Consider the following 17,682-nt stretch of genomic DNA (forward strand, 5'->3'; position numbering starts at 1 on the left):
ATTAACTTGTATCCCAAAATTCAGCAATAGTATCCTTAAATTATAGTTTCTTACTTTTTAGTATTTCTGTATGAAGATGGCGAACTTGTTGTTTGACGTTTAAAAAATCGCCCAAAAGCCGAAATAGAATTAAATTGAAGTTGATACGCAATTTCAGAAATTGATAAAGCAGGATTTCCTAATAAAACTAACGCTTCTTTTAGCAAAGCTTCTTCAATAATTTGATGTGGTGTTTTTCCAACATTTTTCTTAGTAATTTCGATTAAATATTTATTAGAAATACACAATTCACTGGCATAAAAACCAACTGATTTCTCTTCTAAAATACATTCTTGTACCAATTTATTAAAACGCAGATAAATAGTTGTTTTTACATCTTTACAAGCTATTATATTTGGTATTTTCTGTTGGATAATTTCGGCAATTTCTAAAAGCAGATTAAAAATTAGAATACGAATCATTTGATTGGTAAATATACCTTTACGCTGTTCTTTTTCTTTTATCGTATTGATAATTTTCAATAAATTTTGCGTATTTTCTTCCGATGTATGCAACACCGAATACGAACTTTGTTGAAACAACGCCATTTTTTCAATAATAAACGGATCGGAAATATTGGTCAGTAAAAAATTCTTTTCAAAAAATACGGTTTGAATTTTAAAATTAGGACTTGCATTTAAAAAATGGACAATCGTAGAAGGCGCAGAACAAAAAACACTCCCCTTTCTTATTTTATAATTAATGGCATTAATTTCTAAATCAATTTCGCCATCTGTGCAAATGCAAAAGGCGTAATAATCCATGCGAAATGGATTTTCTGGAAATTTAAAAATTGATTTTCCCGAAGATATATAATAAGAGTTATGACAATCAATATTAAAAAAAGAAAGGGTATCTTGTAAATTTTCGTAATTTTTCTGATTTTTCTGATTTTTCATTAATTCGTTTTATTGATTTTTTTAAATTTAAAAAATAACCTCTAAAAACAATTTTAAAAATAAACTATTTGAGAGCGATATTCTTACTTAAATTTATAAAAAATAAAGCAGATTTCAAAAACGTTAATACAAAAATGAATAATCATTCTTTTTTGTATCTTACAGAAAAAAACAGTATAAAACTCAAATGATGATGACAAAAAAACAACGATTTTGGAATGTGTTAAAAATACTTCTAGCTCTATTTATGATATTTGGCGGTGTACAACATTTTATAAAATCCGATTTTTACCCCCCTTTTGTTCCTACATTTTTACCTTTCACTTTGATGATTATTTATCTATCAGGAATTTTAGAGGTTGGTTTAGGTATATTATTATTCATGAATAAGAAATACGCAAAATTTGGTGCTTTAGGAATATTTTGTTTAATGATTTTATTTTTACCCATTCATATTTGGGATATATTCTCTTCCACTCCTGCTATTGGTTCACATACGGTAGCCTTAATTAGAGTTCCTTTTCAATTTTTATTTATCGCTTGGTCTTGGAAAATATATCAAATAACTTCTATCAAAAATAATTAAATATCACAAAAAATATGTACACTAAAAACTATTACTAGTAAAAGGAGAAAAAGGAAAATTGAATCAAATGAGGACATAATAGGTTTTTCAATTTAAAATAAATACATAGTAATACTTTTTATCAAACTCAACACATAATTTAATAAAAATATTTGACCGCTTAATTTTTATATGCTTTTACCCCTGCATTTATTGCTATATCTAAGTAGTTACTTCTAGGTGTAATAGGACAAGAATACCGTTTACTATATGCGCAATAAGGATTGTAAGCCTTATTAAAATCTATAATAATAGTACCTACTTCAGTTTCATCAGTCAATAGAACATCAACAAAACGACCACCTTCGTAAGTAGTTATTCCGTTGGTTTTATCAAAAAAAGGCAAGAATAAATGACTTGTATATAATTCTGTCGAATTCTTATCCTTATAAATATTCAATTTAAAATTCTTATTGTTAATTACAAAATATACAATTCCGTAATTTTCATACACAACAACGTCTCCTGTGGTAGTTGGAAAATGAAAATTAGGAGCATCAGGAGTTTTAGTTATTTTAGCAACTACTGTAAAAGTTGAATCAATGTTGAAAAAATCTAACTCCTTAAATCTTTTTAATCCCTTTTTTGTTAAAGGCGATTTTGAAGCATCTTTGAATATCGAATTCATTTCTTTTTGAAAATTAGAATTACCTAAATTCTTTCTCTTTTCCTGACTATTACATGATTGAAGTGCTACTATAAAAACAACTAATAAAAACTCTCTCATTACAACCTATAACTTTAAATTATTTCATCTCAACATATCTTAAAGACCAAAAATACAAATACTTTATTAATTAACACCATATACAAGGTATGTTAAAGTTCTACTAATAAATTTGCTTTTTTTAAAAAAAATACTATATTTAACTTGTTAAAAATAGATCTTCAAGTAAAATAAAGCCTATTAGCTTTGCATTGACTATATAAAGAAAATTTATATACTAATAAAACAATTTGATAGTTTTATCACAGGTTAACAAAAAGAATAATATATATTTGTCAACTATTTTACTTTAGTTTTTAACTATTTTGTTACATACAATCAAACTAAGATCTAAAGGATAATTTAATTAAATATAAGTAGCTATTTTATGAATTCAGAATTAATTAGTAAAGCAGACGAGTTTGAACACAGAAAATTCAAATTTATTACTACTAGTGATAGAATATTAGCATCAAGAGAAGTAAAGTCTTTAATACTAGAAATAAACGAAGTATATAAAGAGACAAAAGATACTGCCTTAATGGATGCTATGAAACGACTAACCGTTGTAAAACAACGAATTGAAAAAAGATTAAAAGGAAAACCTTTAACTGCATAAATTTATTAAAACAACAAATAATATTTTAACATGTTTGTTGTTACAAACTGAGTAATATATGTTTTACATATTATTCTTAATAATATTTATTCTTGATAAAAGTTCTAGCTACGTGCTAGAACTTTTTTATTTTCAAAACCAAAATTTCCTATCCTGTGTTTTTATATTATTTACTAACAAAAATCACTTTCTTAAAAAAGAATTGAATAATTTTAATATTAAAACACCTTATAACCTTTTTTTCGAGACTAAATAAAAGTTAACATTTGTTAAAATATTTGTCTTATCTGATTAATTTACATAAAAACATATTTTTATTTTAAAAAAATAGCCACATAAAAAACTGACAAACAATAAATTAAAAACTAATTACAAGTATACCTCATAAAAAAAACAAAAAAAATTTGCTAGAATCTAAAAAGATTATATATTTGCATCGCTTTTAAAGCAAACAAGCCGATGTAGCTCAGCTGGCTAGAGCAGCTGATTTGTAATCAGCAGGTCGTGGGTTCGAGTCCCTCCATCGGCTCAAAATAAAAAGCGCTAACTTAAGTTAGCGCTTTTTTTATGCACATATTTTCCTAAATTTGCTCATACATTCATCTTAACAACTCATTATGAGAAATATATTTATAATAGGTATAGCGGGTGGCACTGGAAGCGGTAAAACAACCATTGCAAACCAAATAATAAACAAACTGCCACAAGATGAAGCATGTATTATACCTCAAGACTCATACTACAACAAAATAGAGAACTTAAGTTACAAAGAACGAGCAAAGATTAATTTTGATCATCCAAGCGCTATAGATTTTAAATTATTAATTTCTCATATAACTAATTTAAAAAATAATAAAACTATTAAGCAACCCATCTACTCTTTCATTAAACACAACAGAGCTGAAAAATCAATAAAAATATCTCCTAAAAAAATTATAATTGTTGAAGGGATTTTAATTTTTAACAATGTAGAATTAAGAAAACTTTTTGACTTAAAAATTTTCATTGATACGGATGCTGATGAACGATTAATAAGACGTATTTACAGAGATAAAAAAGAAAGAGATAGAAATATAGACGAAACATTAAATAGATACCAAAACACCCTCAAACCAATGCATCAACAATTTGTTGAACCATCAAAAAAATATGCTGATATTATCATACCTAACAATAAACAGAACACAGTTGCTGTTGATATTTTTAGAACTTTAATTACCAATAAAATATAATCATGAGTTTAAAGTCAATAAAAAACAAAACTTCTTTTAAAATAGCAACAAATATTTATGTTATTATTTTAAGTGTATTTATAATATGGATGCTTTTTTTTGATGAAAATTCTTACCTTACACATAGAGAATTCAATAAAGAAATCAACGATCTAGAAACTTGGATAAGCTACCACAAAAACAAGATTGAAAAAGACAAACAAACTATAAAGAAATTACAAAACACTACGCAACTAGAACGCTATGCACGTGAAAAATATTTGATGAAAAAGGAAAATGAAGATATTTACATTATAGAATTTGATACTATACAAAAATAATGAGTAACTATTTATTTAACGAATTTAAAAAAGTTAGTGCCGCTGAATGGAAACAAAAAATTCAAGTAGCTCTTAAAGGTGCTGATTATAACAACACTCTTCTTTGGAAAACAGATGAAGGAATTATCGTTAAACCTTTTTATACTAAAGAAGATCAAACTCACTCAGAAGTAAACACCCCTAAAAAAGGATTTACCATTTGTCAATCTATTTATATTGAAGATACTGAGAAAGCTAATATTTTTGCCATAGACTCTTTAGAAAGAGGTGCAAAAGCCATTGAGTTTAAAGCAAAAAAAATCTTTAATTATAAAATACTCTTAAAAAATATTAACTCAAAAAATATAACCTTCTACTTTAATTTAAAATTTTTAGATGCTGATTTTATTATAAAACTGGCTACTTTTATAAACACTAAAAAATGTTATTTTAATATTGATCTAATTGGTAATCTAGCAACCACAGGTAATTGGTTTAACCCTACGAATAACGGTATTAAGGAACTAAAAAAAATAGTAACTAAAGTTGATAATACCATTTGTATTAACACTTCTATATATCAAAATGCAGGAGCAAATTACACACAGCAATTAGCTTATACACTTGCTCATGCTAATGAATATTTAAATTATTTTGGAAATAAAATAGCCAACCAAATACATTTTAATTTTTCAGTTGGAAGTAATTATTTTTTTGAAATTGCAAAACTTAGAGCTTTTAGAATTTTATGGGACGCCCTTTTAAATGAATACGATATTAAAAATAATAAAGCACACATTTTTGTGCAACCTAGCTTACGTAACAAAACATTATATGACTATAATGTAAACATGCTTCGAACAACCTCCGAATGCATGAGTGCTATTTTAGGAGGAGCTAATACTGTTAGTAATATTTCTTATGATGATTTTTTTCATTTTCCTAATGAATTTGGTGAACGAATTGCTAGAAATCAACTACTAATTTTGCAACAAGAAAGTGGTTTTTCTGATGCTCAAAATTTTGCTGATGGAACCTATTATATTGAAGCTATTACACAACAATTAGCACAAAATGCTCTAGTTATTTTTAAAACAATCGAAAAAGGTGGTGGCTTTTTAAAACAACTAAAAGAAGGAATTATTCAGCGAAAAATAAGAGAATCCGCAGCTAAGGAAGAGGCTAAATTTAACGCAGGATCGCTTGTTTTAGTAGGGTCTAATAAAATTCAAAATGAAAAAGATATTATAAAAAATAATTTATCTCTTTTTCCTTTTATTAGAATTAGAAATGAAAAAACACTTATTCAACCTATAATTCAAAAAAGATTAGCTGAAGAACTAGAACAAAAACGCCTAGAAAACGAGTAGATAATAACTAAAATGAGTAGAAAAGACGTATCAAACATACGATTAAATCAAAATAAAAAATCTGAAGTTAAAAACAAAGAACATGAAGATTTTGTTGCTGGAATTGTACCCAATTTACGAGGGCCATACGCAACGATGTACGTCCAGAAACCCTGGACGATTCGTCAGTACGCAGGGTTTTCAACCGCAGAGGAAAGTAATGCTTTCTATAGAAAAAATTTAGCTGCTGGTCAAAAAGGTCTTTCTGTCGCTTTTGACCTAGCAACCCATCGTGGTTACGACTCAGACCACGAACGGGTACAAGGAGATGTAGGAAAAGCTGGTGTTGCAATAGATACAGTTGAAGACATGAAACTTTTATTTAATAAAATTCCGCTAGATAAAATGTCAGTTTCAATGACCATGAACGGAGCTGTACTACCTATTCTAGCTTTTTATATTGTAGCCGCTGAAGAACAAGGTATTTCTCAAGAATTATTATCAGGAACTATTCAAAATGATATTTTAAAGGAGTTCATGGTGCGTAATACCTATATTTACCCTCCTGACCCTTCCATGAGAATCATTGCTGATATATTTAAATTCACTGCTAAAAACATGCCTAAATATAATTCAATTTCAATTTCCGGCTACCATATGCAAGAGGCCGGAGCTACTCCTGAAATTGAACTAGCGTACACTTTAGCTAATGGCTTAGAATACATTAAAAAAGGACTAGAGGCAGGTATGAATATTGACACATTTGCTCCTCGATTATCTTTTTTCTGGGGAATTGGAATGAATCATTTTACAGAAATAGCCAAAATGCGCGCAGCAAGAATGCTATGGGCTAAAATAGTAAAAAAGTTTAACCCTAAAAATCAAAAATCACTAACATTAAGAACACATAGTCAAACTAGTGGGTGGTCATTAACAGCTCAAGACCCTTTTAATAATATAGCTAGGACTACTATTGAAGCGATGGCAGCTTCTTTTGGAGGTACACAAAGTCTTCACACCAATGCACTAGATGAGGCAATTGCTTTACCAACCGATTTTTCAGCACGTATTGCACGCAACACACAACTATATTTACAAGAGGAAACACACATTACTAAAACTATTGACCCGTGGGCAGGTAGCTATCACCTAGAGCAACTTACAGAGGATATAGCTAATAAAGCATGGAAATTAATTACAGAAATTGAAAAACTAGGAGGCATGACAAAAGCCATACAAAAAGGAATTCCTAAAATGAAAATTGAAGAGGCTGCCGCAAAAAAACAAGCAAGAATAGATAGCGGTCAGGATGTAATTATAGGTGTAAATAAATATTTATTAGATAAAGAAGCACCACTTTCTATATTAGAGGTCGATAACGAAACTGTTAGAAAAACTCAAATTAAACGACTTAATGATGTAAAATCAAAAAGAAATCAAACTCAAGTACAAAAATCTTTAACTAATTTAATTGAATGTGCTAAAACAACTAAAGGTAACCTTTTAGAGTTGACTATAAAAGCTGCAAAAAACAGAGCTACTTTAGGAGAAATTTCTAACGCTCTAGAAACCGTTTTTACAAGACATAAAGCAATTCATAAAACTATTTCAGGTGTGTATAGTAAAGAAATAAAAAACGATTATTTGTTTGAAAAAGCAATAAAACTTACCAATAAGTTTGCAAAACTAGAAGGTAGAAGACCTAGAATTATGATTACAAAACTAGGTCAAGACGGTCATGATCGTGGCGCCAAAGTAGTTGCCACTGCATATGCTGACCTTGGTTTTGACGTAGACATTGGCCCGTTATTTCAAACACCAAAAGAGGCTGCAAAACAAGCTATTGAAAACGATGTTCATATTTTAGGAATTTCATCATTAGCAGCAGGGCACAAAACACTCGTTCCTCAAGTAATTGAAGAACTTAAAAAATATCACCGTGAAGATATTATGGTAATTATTGGAGGTGTAATACCTACACAAGATTATCAATTCTTATTTGATGCAGGTGCTGTAGCTGTTTTTGGACCTGGAACTAAAATTTCACAGACCGCAATTGACATGTTAACTATTTTAACTGATAGTATAGAAAACTAAAATTATGAAAATACAATTTATCGATAGAAAATCAGGAAAGTTAATTACTGAAACACCCCCTGGTGAAGGTTTTTTAAAATTACTATACCATAACCCTTTAGCAAAAACAACACTTCTACCTATTGTTAAACGTAAATTCCTATCATCTTGGTATGGTAATTTAATGAATAAACCTAACTCTATTAACAAAATAGCGGGTTTTGTAAAAGAACTGAATATTAATATGAATGAAGCTGAAAAATCAATAGAAGAGTATACTTCATTTAATGATTTTTTTTACAGAAAGTTAAAACCAACAGCACGCCCTATTGAAGACGGATTTACATCACCTGGAGACGGAAAAATGCTAGCTTTTGAAAATATTTCAGACCTAGATAATTTTTTTGTAAAAGGACGAAAATTCACACTTAAAGAGTTTTTAGCAAATGATAAATTAGCAAAAAAATATAATAACGCTTCCTTAATTATTTTACGATTAGCTCCCAATGATTACCATCGATATCATTTTCCTTATAACGGAATACCTTCAAGCATAACGAAAATTAAAGGGGATTACTTTTCAGTTTCTCCCTATGCCCTAGCTTCTAACTTCACTAAAGTTTTTTGTGAAAATAAACGAGAATATTGCATTCTATCATCCAAAGAAAAAGGAGATATTATTATAGCTCCAGTAGGTGCGACAATGGTAGGCACAATTATTAATACTTACATAGATAACAAAACTGTAAAAAAAGGAGATGAAATGGGCTATTTTGCCTTTGGAGGCTCTACCATTGTACTATTAGTTGATAAAAGTAAGTTAAAAATAGACAGTGATATTCTTAAAAACACACAAAAAGGGAAAGAAACTTTTGTGAAAATGGGTGAAAAAATAGGAATTTAATTCATTTTATTTTAACATTTCATTTTATTTAAAATGATAAAAATCTTAATCTTATTAAAACTTTAATCCGTAAATTTGCAGTGTTTTACACTTAGCAGATTTACAGATGAAAAAAGTCTTAGATATTCTTTACTCTACCCGCTTAACAGCCGTATTATTCTTCATTTTCGCAATAGCAATGGGAGTTGCTACTTTCATTGAAAATGATTTTGGAACACAAACCTCTAAAGCCTTAGTGTATAATGCTTGGTGGTTTGAGTTAATTCAAGTGTTTTTTGTAATTAATTTCTTTGGAAACATCTTCAGATATCGATTATATCGAAAAGAAAAATGGTCTGTATTACTTTTTCACCTAGCTTTTTTATTAATTTTAATTGGTGCTGGAATTACTCGTTATATAAGTTATGAAGGACTAATGATTATCGACGAAGGAGAAACTACTAATACATTTTTATCAGATATTAATTATTTAAATGTTGTTATTGATAATAATGAATTTCAAAAAGAAACCAATAATAAACTATTATTGTCTGCTTTAGGAAATAATACTGCTAATTTTACAGAGTATTTTCAACCAAAAAAAGATGGTAAAAGCCATAAAATAGACTTTAAATTAGTTGATTATATTCCTTGGGTAGAAGAAAGGTTAATTGAAAACGAAAATGGAGTTGAACATCTTAAATTGATAGAAAGCTCTAGCGGTAGTAGACATGAACATTATATAAAAAGCGGAACCATTCAAAATATTCATAATATTTTAGTTGGATTTAATGCCAAAAATAATGGAGCTAACATCAATATTTTTAACCTAAATGATACTCTAAAAATACAAACCAAAACTAGTGGTAATTATCAAATAATGGCTACTCAACAAAAAGGATTAGTTAAAAAAGATACCATTCAAAACTTTAATCTTCGCTCATTATACCAAGTTTCAGGACTTCCTTTTGTAGTTCCAGTACCACCTGTAAAAGGAGAGATGAAAATACTTAGTGGTAAAAAAAATAATCAAAAATTTGATATGGTAATTTTTGATGTTACTTTTAATAATAAAACAGAACGTATAAAATTAACTGGAGGTAACTTTAACGTTGCTGGAAAAGAACAATTTAGTATCGATAATTTAAATTTTAGGGCTTGGTATGGTGCTAAGCAACGAAAAACTCCTTTTAATGTAAAGTTAAACGATTTTCAATTAGAAAAATACCCTGGTTCAGAAAACGCTGCCTCTTTTGCCAGTGAAGTAACAGTTATTGATAAAGATGAAACTTTTGATTATCGAATTTTTATGAACAATATATTAGATTATAAAGGCTACAAGTTATTTCAATCTAGTTATAAAATTGAAGGAGATAAAGAACAAACTCATTTATCAATAAATCATGACTTTATAGGAACTTGGGTTACTTATATTGGCTATTTCTTATTATTTTTTGGCCTAATAGCCTCATTATTTGTTAAAAACACCCGTTTTGATAATCTGAAAAAAGCATTAATCAAAGTTAGAACAAAAAAAATGTTACTTACTATCTTTTTTTTAGCATCTACTTTAGTAAGCTTTTCACAACATAAAAAACATCAACCTAAAGAATTATCAGAAAAAGAGATTGAATCCGTTTTAAAAAAATCAGTAGTAAACCAAAAACATGCAGACTTATTTAGTGAACTAGTAATACAGGATACCGGTGGACGTATGAAACCCGCACATACATTTGCTTCGGAACTAGTTAGAAAAGTAGCTCACACCGATCATTTTAAAAACTTAACGCCAAGTCAAATTTTAGTATCAATTACAGAATCTCCTATGTTTTGGCTGAATGTTCCTTTTGTTTATCTAGAAAAAGGAAACATCAAAATCCGTAAAATTCTAGGCATTGAAAAAAATGCAGAATATGCTCGTTTTATTGACTTTTATGATGAAAATGGAAGCTCAAAAATCAGCAACCTTGTTGTTGACGCTCAAAAAAAACAAGTTCAAAATAAGTTTGAAAAAGATATTATAAAAATAGAACATCGCGTGTGGTTACTTTCACAAGCATTGGGTGGAGGTATTTTACGAATTTTCCCAATTCCTAATGATGATGAAAATAAATGGGTGTCACAACCCGAGACTTCACTAGCAAACTTTAAAGGCACTGATTCTGTTTTTGTACGACAATCATTACCTGTATATTTTCAATTACTAAAAGATTCTAAAAAAACAGGGGACTATACAGAAACTAATAAAATTTTAGATGGAATTAAAAAATTTCAACGAAAATTTGGCTCAGAAGTTATTCCCTCTGAAAATAAAATAAAGCTAGAAATCGCGTATAATAAAACCAACATATTTGTTAAATTATCTAAATACTATGGCTTTGTTAGTTTTTTAATGATTTTATTTGTTTTTTTTCAAATATTTAACAATAAACCTTGGATTAACTATGTTGTAAAAGCACTAATAGGTGTCGTTGTGTTATTATTCACAGCTCATATTCTAGGACTAGTTGCTCGATGGCAAATAAGTGGTAATGCTCCTTGGAGTAATGCATATGAGTCTATTATATTTGTTGGTTTAGCAACTATGTTATTTGGTTTATTATTAGGAAAAAATTCATCATTAACTATTGCTGCGACTACATTTTTAACCTCTATTATTTTATTTTTCGCTCATCAAAACTGGCTAGATCCTCAAATAGCAAACTTAGTTCCTGTTTTAAATTCTTGGTGGTTATACGTACATGTATCAATAATTGTTGCTAGTTACGGCCCATTTGCATTAGGAATGATTTTAGGAATTTTCTCGTTGTTTTTAATAACTTTTACCAATAAAAAGAATAAACAGAAAATGTCAATTCATTTAAAAGAATTGACAATAATTAATGAAATGGCCTTGACTGTCGGTTTAATTATGCTTGTAATAGGTAACTTCTTAGGTGGTATGTGGGCTAATGAAAGTTGGGGACGTTATTGGGGATGGGATCCTAAAGAAACATGGGCTTTAATATCAATTATGGTATATGCTTTTGTTTTACACATGCGCTTAATTCCTGGATTAAGAGGCCGATACACGTTTAACTTATGGTCTGTAATAGCATTTGCCTCAATCATGATGACTTATTTTGGTGTTAATTTTTATTTATCTGGATTACATTCTTATGCTAGCGGTGATAAAGTTATTACCCCTACTTCAATATATTATTCGGTTGGTTTTGTTTTTATACTAAGTTCTATAGCTTTGATTAAATATAAAAAATTTTATAAGAAATAAACATACAATTATTTTAATAGAAAAATGTACTTTTGCACTTTGATAAAAAAAAGAAAAAATGTTTAATAAAAATATAAAATTAATTGTAGCCAGTTTAATTACTTTATGGAGTTTTTATGAATTTTCTCAAATTCATATTATGAATGGAATTTCAACTCTTTTACTTGCAGGTATCTTCGTTTTTTTTTATTTTAAAAACGAATTTATTCTATTAGCATTTATGCAATTGCGTAAACAAAACTTTGAAGGTGCCAAAAAATGGTTAGACTATATTAAAAACCCTTCATCAGCTTTAATTCAAAAACAAGAAGGGTATTATAATTACCTACACGGCATTATGTTAAGTCAAACAAACATAACACAAGCTGAGAAATACTTAAAAAAATCGGTTAAATTAGGCCTAGCGATGGATCATGATTTAGCCATGGCTAAACTACAATTAGCAGGTATAGCAATGACTAAGCGAAGAAAAAGAGATGCTACTATATTAATGGCAGAGGCTAAAAAATTAGATAAACATGGTATGCTTAAAGAGCAAATGCAAATGATGAAACAACAAATGAAGAAAATTTAATTTTTTTTAAACTTTAACGTTTAACAAATATCTTATGCTTAAAAAGATAGTTTTAAAAATTTTCGAAAAATATGCTTCTCGATGGATAGTTTTAATAATTGATATATTTTTAGTCTGTATCTCTTTTATTTTAGCTTACACAGTACGTTTTAATGCTAGTTTAAATTTTGACGTTGATAATTTATATTATCAAATTCCTTTTATTGCTTTTTTAGCACTTATTAGTTTTTTAACTGTTGGGTCATATCGAGGTATTGTAAGACACACAGGAACAAGGGATGCTTTTAATGTTTTTGTAGGAGTTACTTTACTGTTTATAATAACAATTAGTCTTATATCAATTAATAATTCTTTAAGTATAGTTCCAAGCTTTACTATACCAAAATCAATTATAATTATACACTATTTAATTTCTGTTTTAGTACTTATTACAAGTAGATATGTTTTTAAGGCTTTTTTTGAAATTATTTCATCTGAATTGAGCACTGTAACAAATGTATTTATTTATGGAGCTGGAGATTCAGGATTAACTACATACGCAGCTTTAAACAGAGATACCGAAAATAAATATGAGGTATTAGGGTTTATTGATGATGATGAAAAAAAGACTGGAAAAAAAATTAATAGAATAAAAATTTATAATATAAAATCTATAGACAAAGAGTTTGTACAAAGAAAAAAAATTAATGAAGTTATTATTTCTATTCAAAATATAAAATCTGAAAAATTACTTTACCTAACAGATACCTTATTAGAGCTAGGTATAAAAGTTAAAATTGTACCACCCCTATCTAAATGGATTCAAGGAGATTTGGAAGCTAATCAGATAAAGAATGTAAAAATAGAAGATTTATTAGATAGGAAACCTATTTCTATAGACAATCCAATAGTTCAAAGAGACGTTAATGATAAAGTAATTTTAGTTACGGGTGCTGCAGGATCTATTGGTTCAGAAATTTCAAGACAGCTTAGTTTATATAAACACAAACAATTAGTTTTAGTTGATCAAGCAGAATCTGACTTGTATGATTTACAACAGCAACTAATTCAAAAAGGTAAGTTAAATATTACTACAATAGTTGCTGATGTTAGAGATTACAAAAGAATGTCTAAAATTTTCGAAAAATACAATCCTCAAAAAGTTTTTCATGCAGCTGCATATAAACATGTTCCTTTAATGGAGATGAGCCCCTACGAAGCTGTTAAGATAAATATAGGAGGTACTAAAAATATTGCTGATTTATCTATAAAATATAATGTTGAACGTTTTGTTATGGTATCTACCGACAAAGCTGTTAATCCAACAAATGTTATGGGAGCCACTAAAAGAGTTGCTGAAATGTACATTACTTGTTTAAGTAATGATACTAGTCATAATACCAAGTTTACCATAACTCGATTTGGTAATGTTTTAGGTTCTAACGGCTCTGTTATACCTCTTTTTAAACGTCAAATTGAGAACGGAGGCCCCTTAACTGTTACACATAAAGATATTACTCGCTATTTCATGACTATTCCTGAAGCATGCTGCTTAGTTTTAGAGGCAGGAACTATGGGTAAAGGAGGTGAGATATATATATTTGATATGGGAAAATCTGTAAAAATATATGAAATAGCTAAAAGGATGATTCATTTATCTGGATTAAAATTTCCTGAAGATATCAATATAACAATAACAGGATTACGACCTGGTGAAAAATTATATGAAGAACTTTTAGCTAATGGAGAAGATACAGCACCTACTTACCACGATAAAATAATGATTGCTAAAAACCAGAAAATAAATGCTCTTTTAATTAGCAACAAAATTTCTGAGCTATGCGCTGCTAATAAAGAGCATAACAATCATAAAACTGTACAAATATTAAAGGATATTGTTCCTGAATACAAATCTAACAATTCTATTTATGAAAAATTAGATTTATAAAAATGGTCTCTAATAAAAAAAATATGCAAAAAATAATAAAAATTGTTTCAGCCTTAAGTTTACTTATTTTAACTTCCTGTGTTTCTAAAAAAAAAATTGTTTATTTTCAAAATGATGTAAATAATCAATTAGAAATAAATAATGTTAATCAAACTGTTTTTAAACCAGGTGATTTAATTCAAATAACTGTTTCAGCTTTAGACCTAGAGGCTGTAAAACCTTTTAACTTACCTGCAGTTACTTATGCAACTACAACTAATAATGTTTTAGGTACACCACAACAGCTATCTTACTTAATAGATGTCAACGGTAATATTGAGTTTCCCATCTTAGGTAAAATTAAGTTGGCTGATTTAAAAAGAACTGAAGCTATTTCTTTAATAAAAACAAAATTATCTCCTGATTATATCTTAAACCCAACTATAAATATAAAAATTTCAAATTTTTCTGTAACAGTTTTGGGGGATGTAAAAAAGCCAGGTAGATTTATTATACCTAATGAACGTATAACAGTTATTGAAGCTATTGGGTTGGCGGGCGATTTAAATATTTCAGGAATAAGATCAATTGAAGTAAAAAGAGAAAAAGACAATAAAATTATTACCTATAATTTAGATTTGCGATCAAATGACATATTCTCCTCTCCTGCTTATTTTTTACAACAAAACGACATAATTTATGTCAAACCCAATAAAGCAACCTCGCAATCTGCTTCTTACAATCAAAATACTGGATTATTTATTTCTATAGGCTCAGTAATCATTTCTTTAATTTCTATTTTAACAAGATAATTTAACATGATTGAAAATCAACATTCTTCAACGCTAGATGAAAACAATACTATTAACTTAAGAGCAGAGTTAGAAAAGTATTTAATTCATTGGAAATGGTTTCTTTTAGGTATCTTCTTATCTTTAACTCTTGCTTTTTTATATTTACGTTATAGTACTCAAAAATATAGCGCATCAACTACTATTTTAATTAAGAATGATAAGAAGGGGGGCTTATCTGATGGTCTTGCTGCTTTTGAAGATTTAGGAATTGTAGGAGGTTCTGGCAAAAATATTGATAATGAAATAGAAATTATTAGGTCAAGAAAACTTATACATGATGTCATTAATAAATTACATCTAAACGTTATTTATATGGCTGAAGGACGAATTAAGGAAAATGAAATATATAACCTAAATCCTATATTATTTATACCTATTGATTCGTTGTCTGAAAATTTTCAAAAATTAGATACTGTTTTTAATCTTCAACTTTTATCGGATAAAAAATTTAATCTTTTTGATAAAGAAGGAAAATTCATTTCAGAAAATTCATTTGATACTATTATTAGTAATTCAAATTTAGGAGCCTTTAAAATAACTAAGCAAAGTCATTTTACGAATGCTTTTATTGATAAAAAAATAAAAATAGCTATTAGACCTGTTAGTAAAGTTATTGATTTGTATAAAAAAAGTATATCAATATCTTCTATAAGTAAAAAATCAAGTGTTTTAAAACTATCTCTTCAACACCCTATCAAAGAGAAAGCTGAAGACATTCTAGACGAACTTGTTATACAGTATAATGAGGACGCAATTACTGATAAAAAAGATGTGTCGAAAAAAACTAATGACTTTATAAAAGAACGCCTAGAAAATATAGGAAAAGAATTGGGGAAATTAGATGATGATGTCGAAAAATTTAAAGACAAGAATAATATAACAGATATTCAATCAGAAGCTCAACTAACCCTTAAAACGAATACAGAAAACCGCAAAACACTTATACAAGCTTCTACTGAATTGAGTTTAGCTAAGTTATTAAACAAAGAATTAGACAATAATGATTATTTACCTTCAAACCTTGGTTTATCTGACGTTAATATAGGTAGCTCTATATCAAAGTATAATAACCTTATTACACAACTAAAACGTTTAGAAAAAAGCGCAGGAGAAAAAAATATCATCCTTATAGAAGTTCAAGAAAATATTTTTAACCTCAAAAATTCATTAAAAAGGAGTTTACAAAATACTGTTAAACTACTGCAAATAAAGGTAAATAGCCTACAAAGTGAGTCGAGTAGATTTACTTCAAAAATTTCAGCAATACCTGCTAAAGAAAGACAATTTTTAGATATTGCACGTCAGCAAGAAATTATAGCTGGATTATATTCTTATTTATTAAAGAAAAAAGAAGAAACAGCTATATCATTAACAGCAACAGCCGTTCCAAATGCCAAAATAATAGACAAAGCTTATGGCTCTAATAACCCTGTTAGTCCTAAAAGAAAAATCATATATTTAGCGGCTATATTGCTAGGTTTAATAATTCCTTTTATTATTATATATATTAGAGATATATTAGACACAAAAGTACATACAAAAAGAGATATTGAAGAACTTACAACTATACCTTTTTTAGGAGATATTCCTCACTCTGAAACAAAAGAAAAAATAGTAATAAACTCAAGTGCTCGTTCAAGTACTGCTGAAGCTTTTAGACTAATAAGAACCAATTTAAACTTTATGCTACCTCAAAAGGAGAGCAATAAAGGAAAAACAATTTTTATAACATCAACAACAAGTGGAGAGGGAAAGTCATTTATGTCAATTAATTTAGCAGCTTCTTTATCTTTATCTGGAAAAAAGGTAGTCTTAGCTGGTATGGATTTAAGAGCACCTAAAATTACAGAGTATCTTGAAATGGCTGACAGAAAAGGAATTACTAATTTTATTACGAATGAAGATATTAATCTTGATTCTTTAAAATTTAATATTAATGAAATTCCTAATCTAGACATTATATCATCTGGAGCTATACCTCCTAACCCTGCAGAATTATTAATGTCTGATAAAATAAGTACTATTTTTAATGAATTAGAAGCTGATTATGATTATATAATTGTTGATACCGCACCTGTTAACTTAGTGACAGATACTTTACTAATTGCTAAGTATGCTGATATGATTTTATATGTAGCTAGAGCAAATTATTTAGATAAAAGGATGTTAGTTGTACCTCAAAGTTTATACACCGATAAGAAATTACCTAATTTAGCAATTGTATTGAATGATACAGATCTAAACCGTGGTTATGGCTACGGTTACGGTTATGGTTATGGTTATGGTTATGGTTATGGGCTACAAGAAAATAACAAAAAACCTTGGTACAGAAAAATGTTTTAACTGTACA

The 17,682-nt window shown here is 28.3% G+C and carries 14 protein-coding genes and 1 tRNA gene; 13 read left to right on the forward strand and 2 right to left on the reverse strand.

Annotated elements, in window-relative coordinates; genetic code table 11:
* Nucleotides 1-50 precede the first annotated feature (50 nt).
* Nucleotides 51-938: a helix-turn-helix domain-containing protein gene (locus tag ACN5J4_RS04700; protein WP_418650975.1), complete on the reverse strand. Its 888-nt coding sequence runs from the start codon at nucleotides 936-938 to the stop codon at nucleotides 51-53.
* Between the two features lie 190 nt (nucleotides 939-1,128).
* On the opposite strand from ACN5J4_RS04700, the gene ACN5J4_RS04705 reads away from it, so the two are divergent.
* Nucleotides 1,129-1,524, forward strand: a complete 396-nt coding sequence (locus tag ACN5J4_RS04705; RefSeq protein WP_418650976.1) for a hypothetical protein — start codon at nucleotides 1,129-1,131, stop codon at nucleotides 1,522-1,524.
* 160 nt (nucleotides 1,525-1,684) lie between these two features.
* Here ACN5J4_RS04705 and ACN5J4_RS04710 read toward each other — a convergent pair whose 3' ends face one another.
* On the reverse strand, nucleotides 1,685-2,290 hold the full coding sequence (locus tag ACN5J4_RS04710) for a DUF1684 domain-containing protein (RefSeq protein WP_418650977.1): 606 nt from the start codon (nucleotides 2,288-2,290) through the stop codon (nucleotides 1,685-1,687).
* A 367-nt stretch (nucleotides 2,291-2,657) separates the two neighbouring features.
* On the opposite strand from ACN5J4_RS04710, the gene ACN5J4_RS04715 reads away from it, so the two are divergent.
* The 12 genes from ACN5J4_RS04715 to ACN5J4_RS04770 all read left to right on the forward strand — a co-directional run bounded on the left by ACN5J4_RS04715 (nucleotide 2,658) and on the right by ACN5J4_RS04770 (nucleotide 17,675).
* Nucleotides 2,658-2,888, forward strand: coding sequence for a hypothetical protein (locus ACN5J4_RS04715; RefSeq protein ID WP_418650978.1), 231 nt, complete (start codon nucleotides 2,658-2,660; stop codon nucleotides 2,886-2,888).
* A 455-nt stretch (nucleotides 2,889-3,343) separates the two neighbouring features.
* A tRNA-Thr gene (locus ACN5J4_RS04720) sits at nucleotides 3,344-3,417 on the forward strand.
* Between the two features lie 97 nt (nucleotides 3,418-3,514).
* Entirely contained in the window at nucleotides 3,515-4,120 is a 606-nt protein-coding gene (gene udk, locus ACN5J4_RS04725) for a uridine kinase (protein WP_418651138.1), read from the forward strand.
* Between the two features lie 2 nt (nucleotides 4,121-4,122).
* The gene (locus tag ACN5J4_RS04730) at nucleotides 4,123-4,440 is read left to right on the forward strand and encodes an FtsB family cell division protein (protein WP_418650979.1); all 318 of its coding nucleotides are present in this window, start codon (nucleotides 4,123-4,125) and stop codon (nucleotides 4,438-4,440) included.
* On the forward strand, nucleotides 4,440-5,789 hold the full coding sequence (locus ACN5J4_RS04735; protein ID WP_418650980.1) for a methylmalonyl-CoA mutase subunit beta: 1,350 nt from the start codon (nucleotides 4,440-4,442) through the stop codon (nucleotides 5,787-5,789). The genes ACN5J4_RS04730 and ACN5J4_RS04735 overlap by 1 nt, the downstream gene beginning before the upstream one ends.
* Before the next feature lie 12 nt (nucleotides 5,790-5,801).
* Nucleotides 5,802-7,865, forward strand: a complete 2,064-nt coding sequence (gene scpA, locus ACN5J4_RS04740) for a methylmalonyl-CoA mutase (protein WP_418650981.1) — start codon at nucleotides 5,802-5,804, stop codon at nucleotides 7,863-7,865.
* A 4-nt stretch (nucleotides 7,866-7,869) separates the two neighbouring features.
* Nucleotides 7,870-8,748, forward strand: coding sequence for a phosphatidylserine decarboxylase (locus ACN5J4_RS04745; protein WP_418650982.1), 879 nt, complete (start codon nucleotides 7,870-7,872; stop codon nucleotides 8,746-8,748).
* A gap of 106 nt (nucleotides 8,749-8,854) precedes the next feature.
* Entirely contained in the window at nucleotides 8,855-11,998 is a 3,144-nt protein-coding gene (gene ccsA, locus ACN5J4_RS04750) for a cytochrome c biogenesis protein CcsA (RefSeq protein WP_418650983.1), read from the forward strand.
* A 58-nt stretch (nucleotides 11,999-12,056) separates the two neighbouring features.
* A complete protein-coding gene (locus ACN5J4_RS04755; protein ID WP_418650984.1) occupies nucleotides 12,057-12,572 on the forward strand; it encodes a DUF2892 domain-containing protein in 516 nt (171 codons plus the stop codon).
* A 34-nt stretch (nucleotides 12,573-12,606) separates the two neighbouring features.
* On the forward strand, nucleotides 12,607-14,499 hold the full coding sequence (locus ACN5J4_RS04760; RefSeq protein WP_418650985.1) for a polysaccharide biosynthesis protein: 1,893 nt from the start codon (nucleotides 12,607-12,609) through the stop codon (nucleotides 14,497-14,499).
* 23 nt (nucleotides 14,500-14,522) lie between these two features.
* Nucleotides 14,523-15,290, forward strand: coding sequence for a polysaccharide biosynthesis/export family protein (locus tag ACN5J4_RS04765; RefSeq protein ID WP_418650986.1), 768 nt, complete (start codon nucleotides 14,523-14,525; stop codon nucleotides 15,288-15,290).
* Nucleotides 15,291-15,296: 6 nt separating this feature from the next.
* Complete coding sequence (locus tag ACN5J4_RS04770) at nucleotides 15,297-17,675, forward strand: GumC family protein (protein WP_418650987.1); 2,379 nt, start codon at nucleotides 15,297-15,299, stop codon at nucleotides 17,673-17,675.
* The last annotated feature ends 7 nt before the right edge of the window (nucleotides 17,676-17,682 follow it).

Source organism: Tenacibaculum aestuariivivum (genome assembly GCF_964507685.1).
Taxonomy (GTDB): Bacteria; Bacteroidota; Bacteroidia; order Flavobacteriales; family Flavobacteriaceae; genus Polaribacter; species Polaribacter aestuariivivum.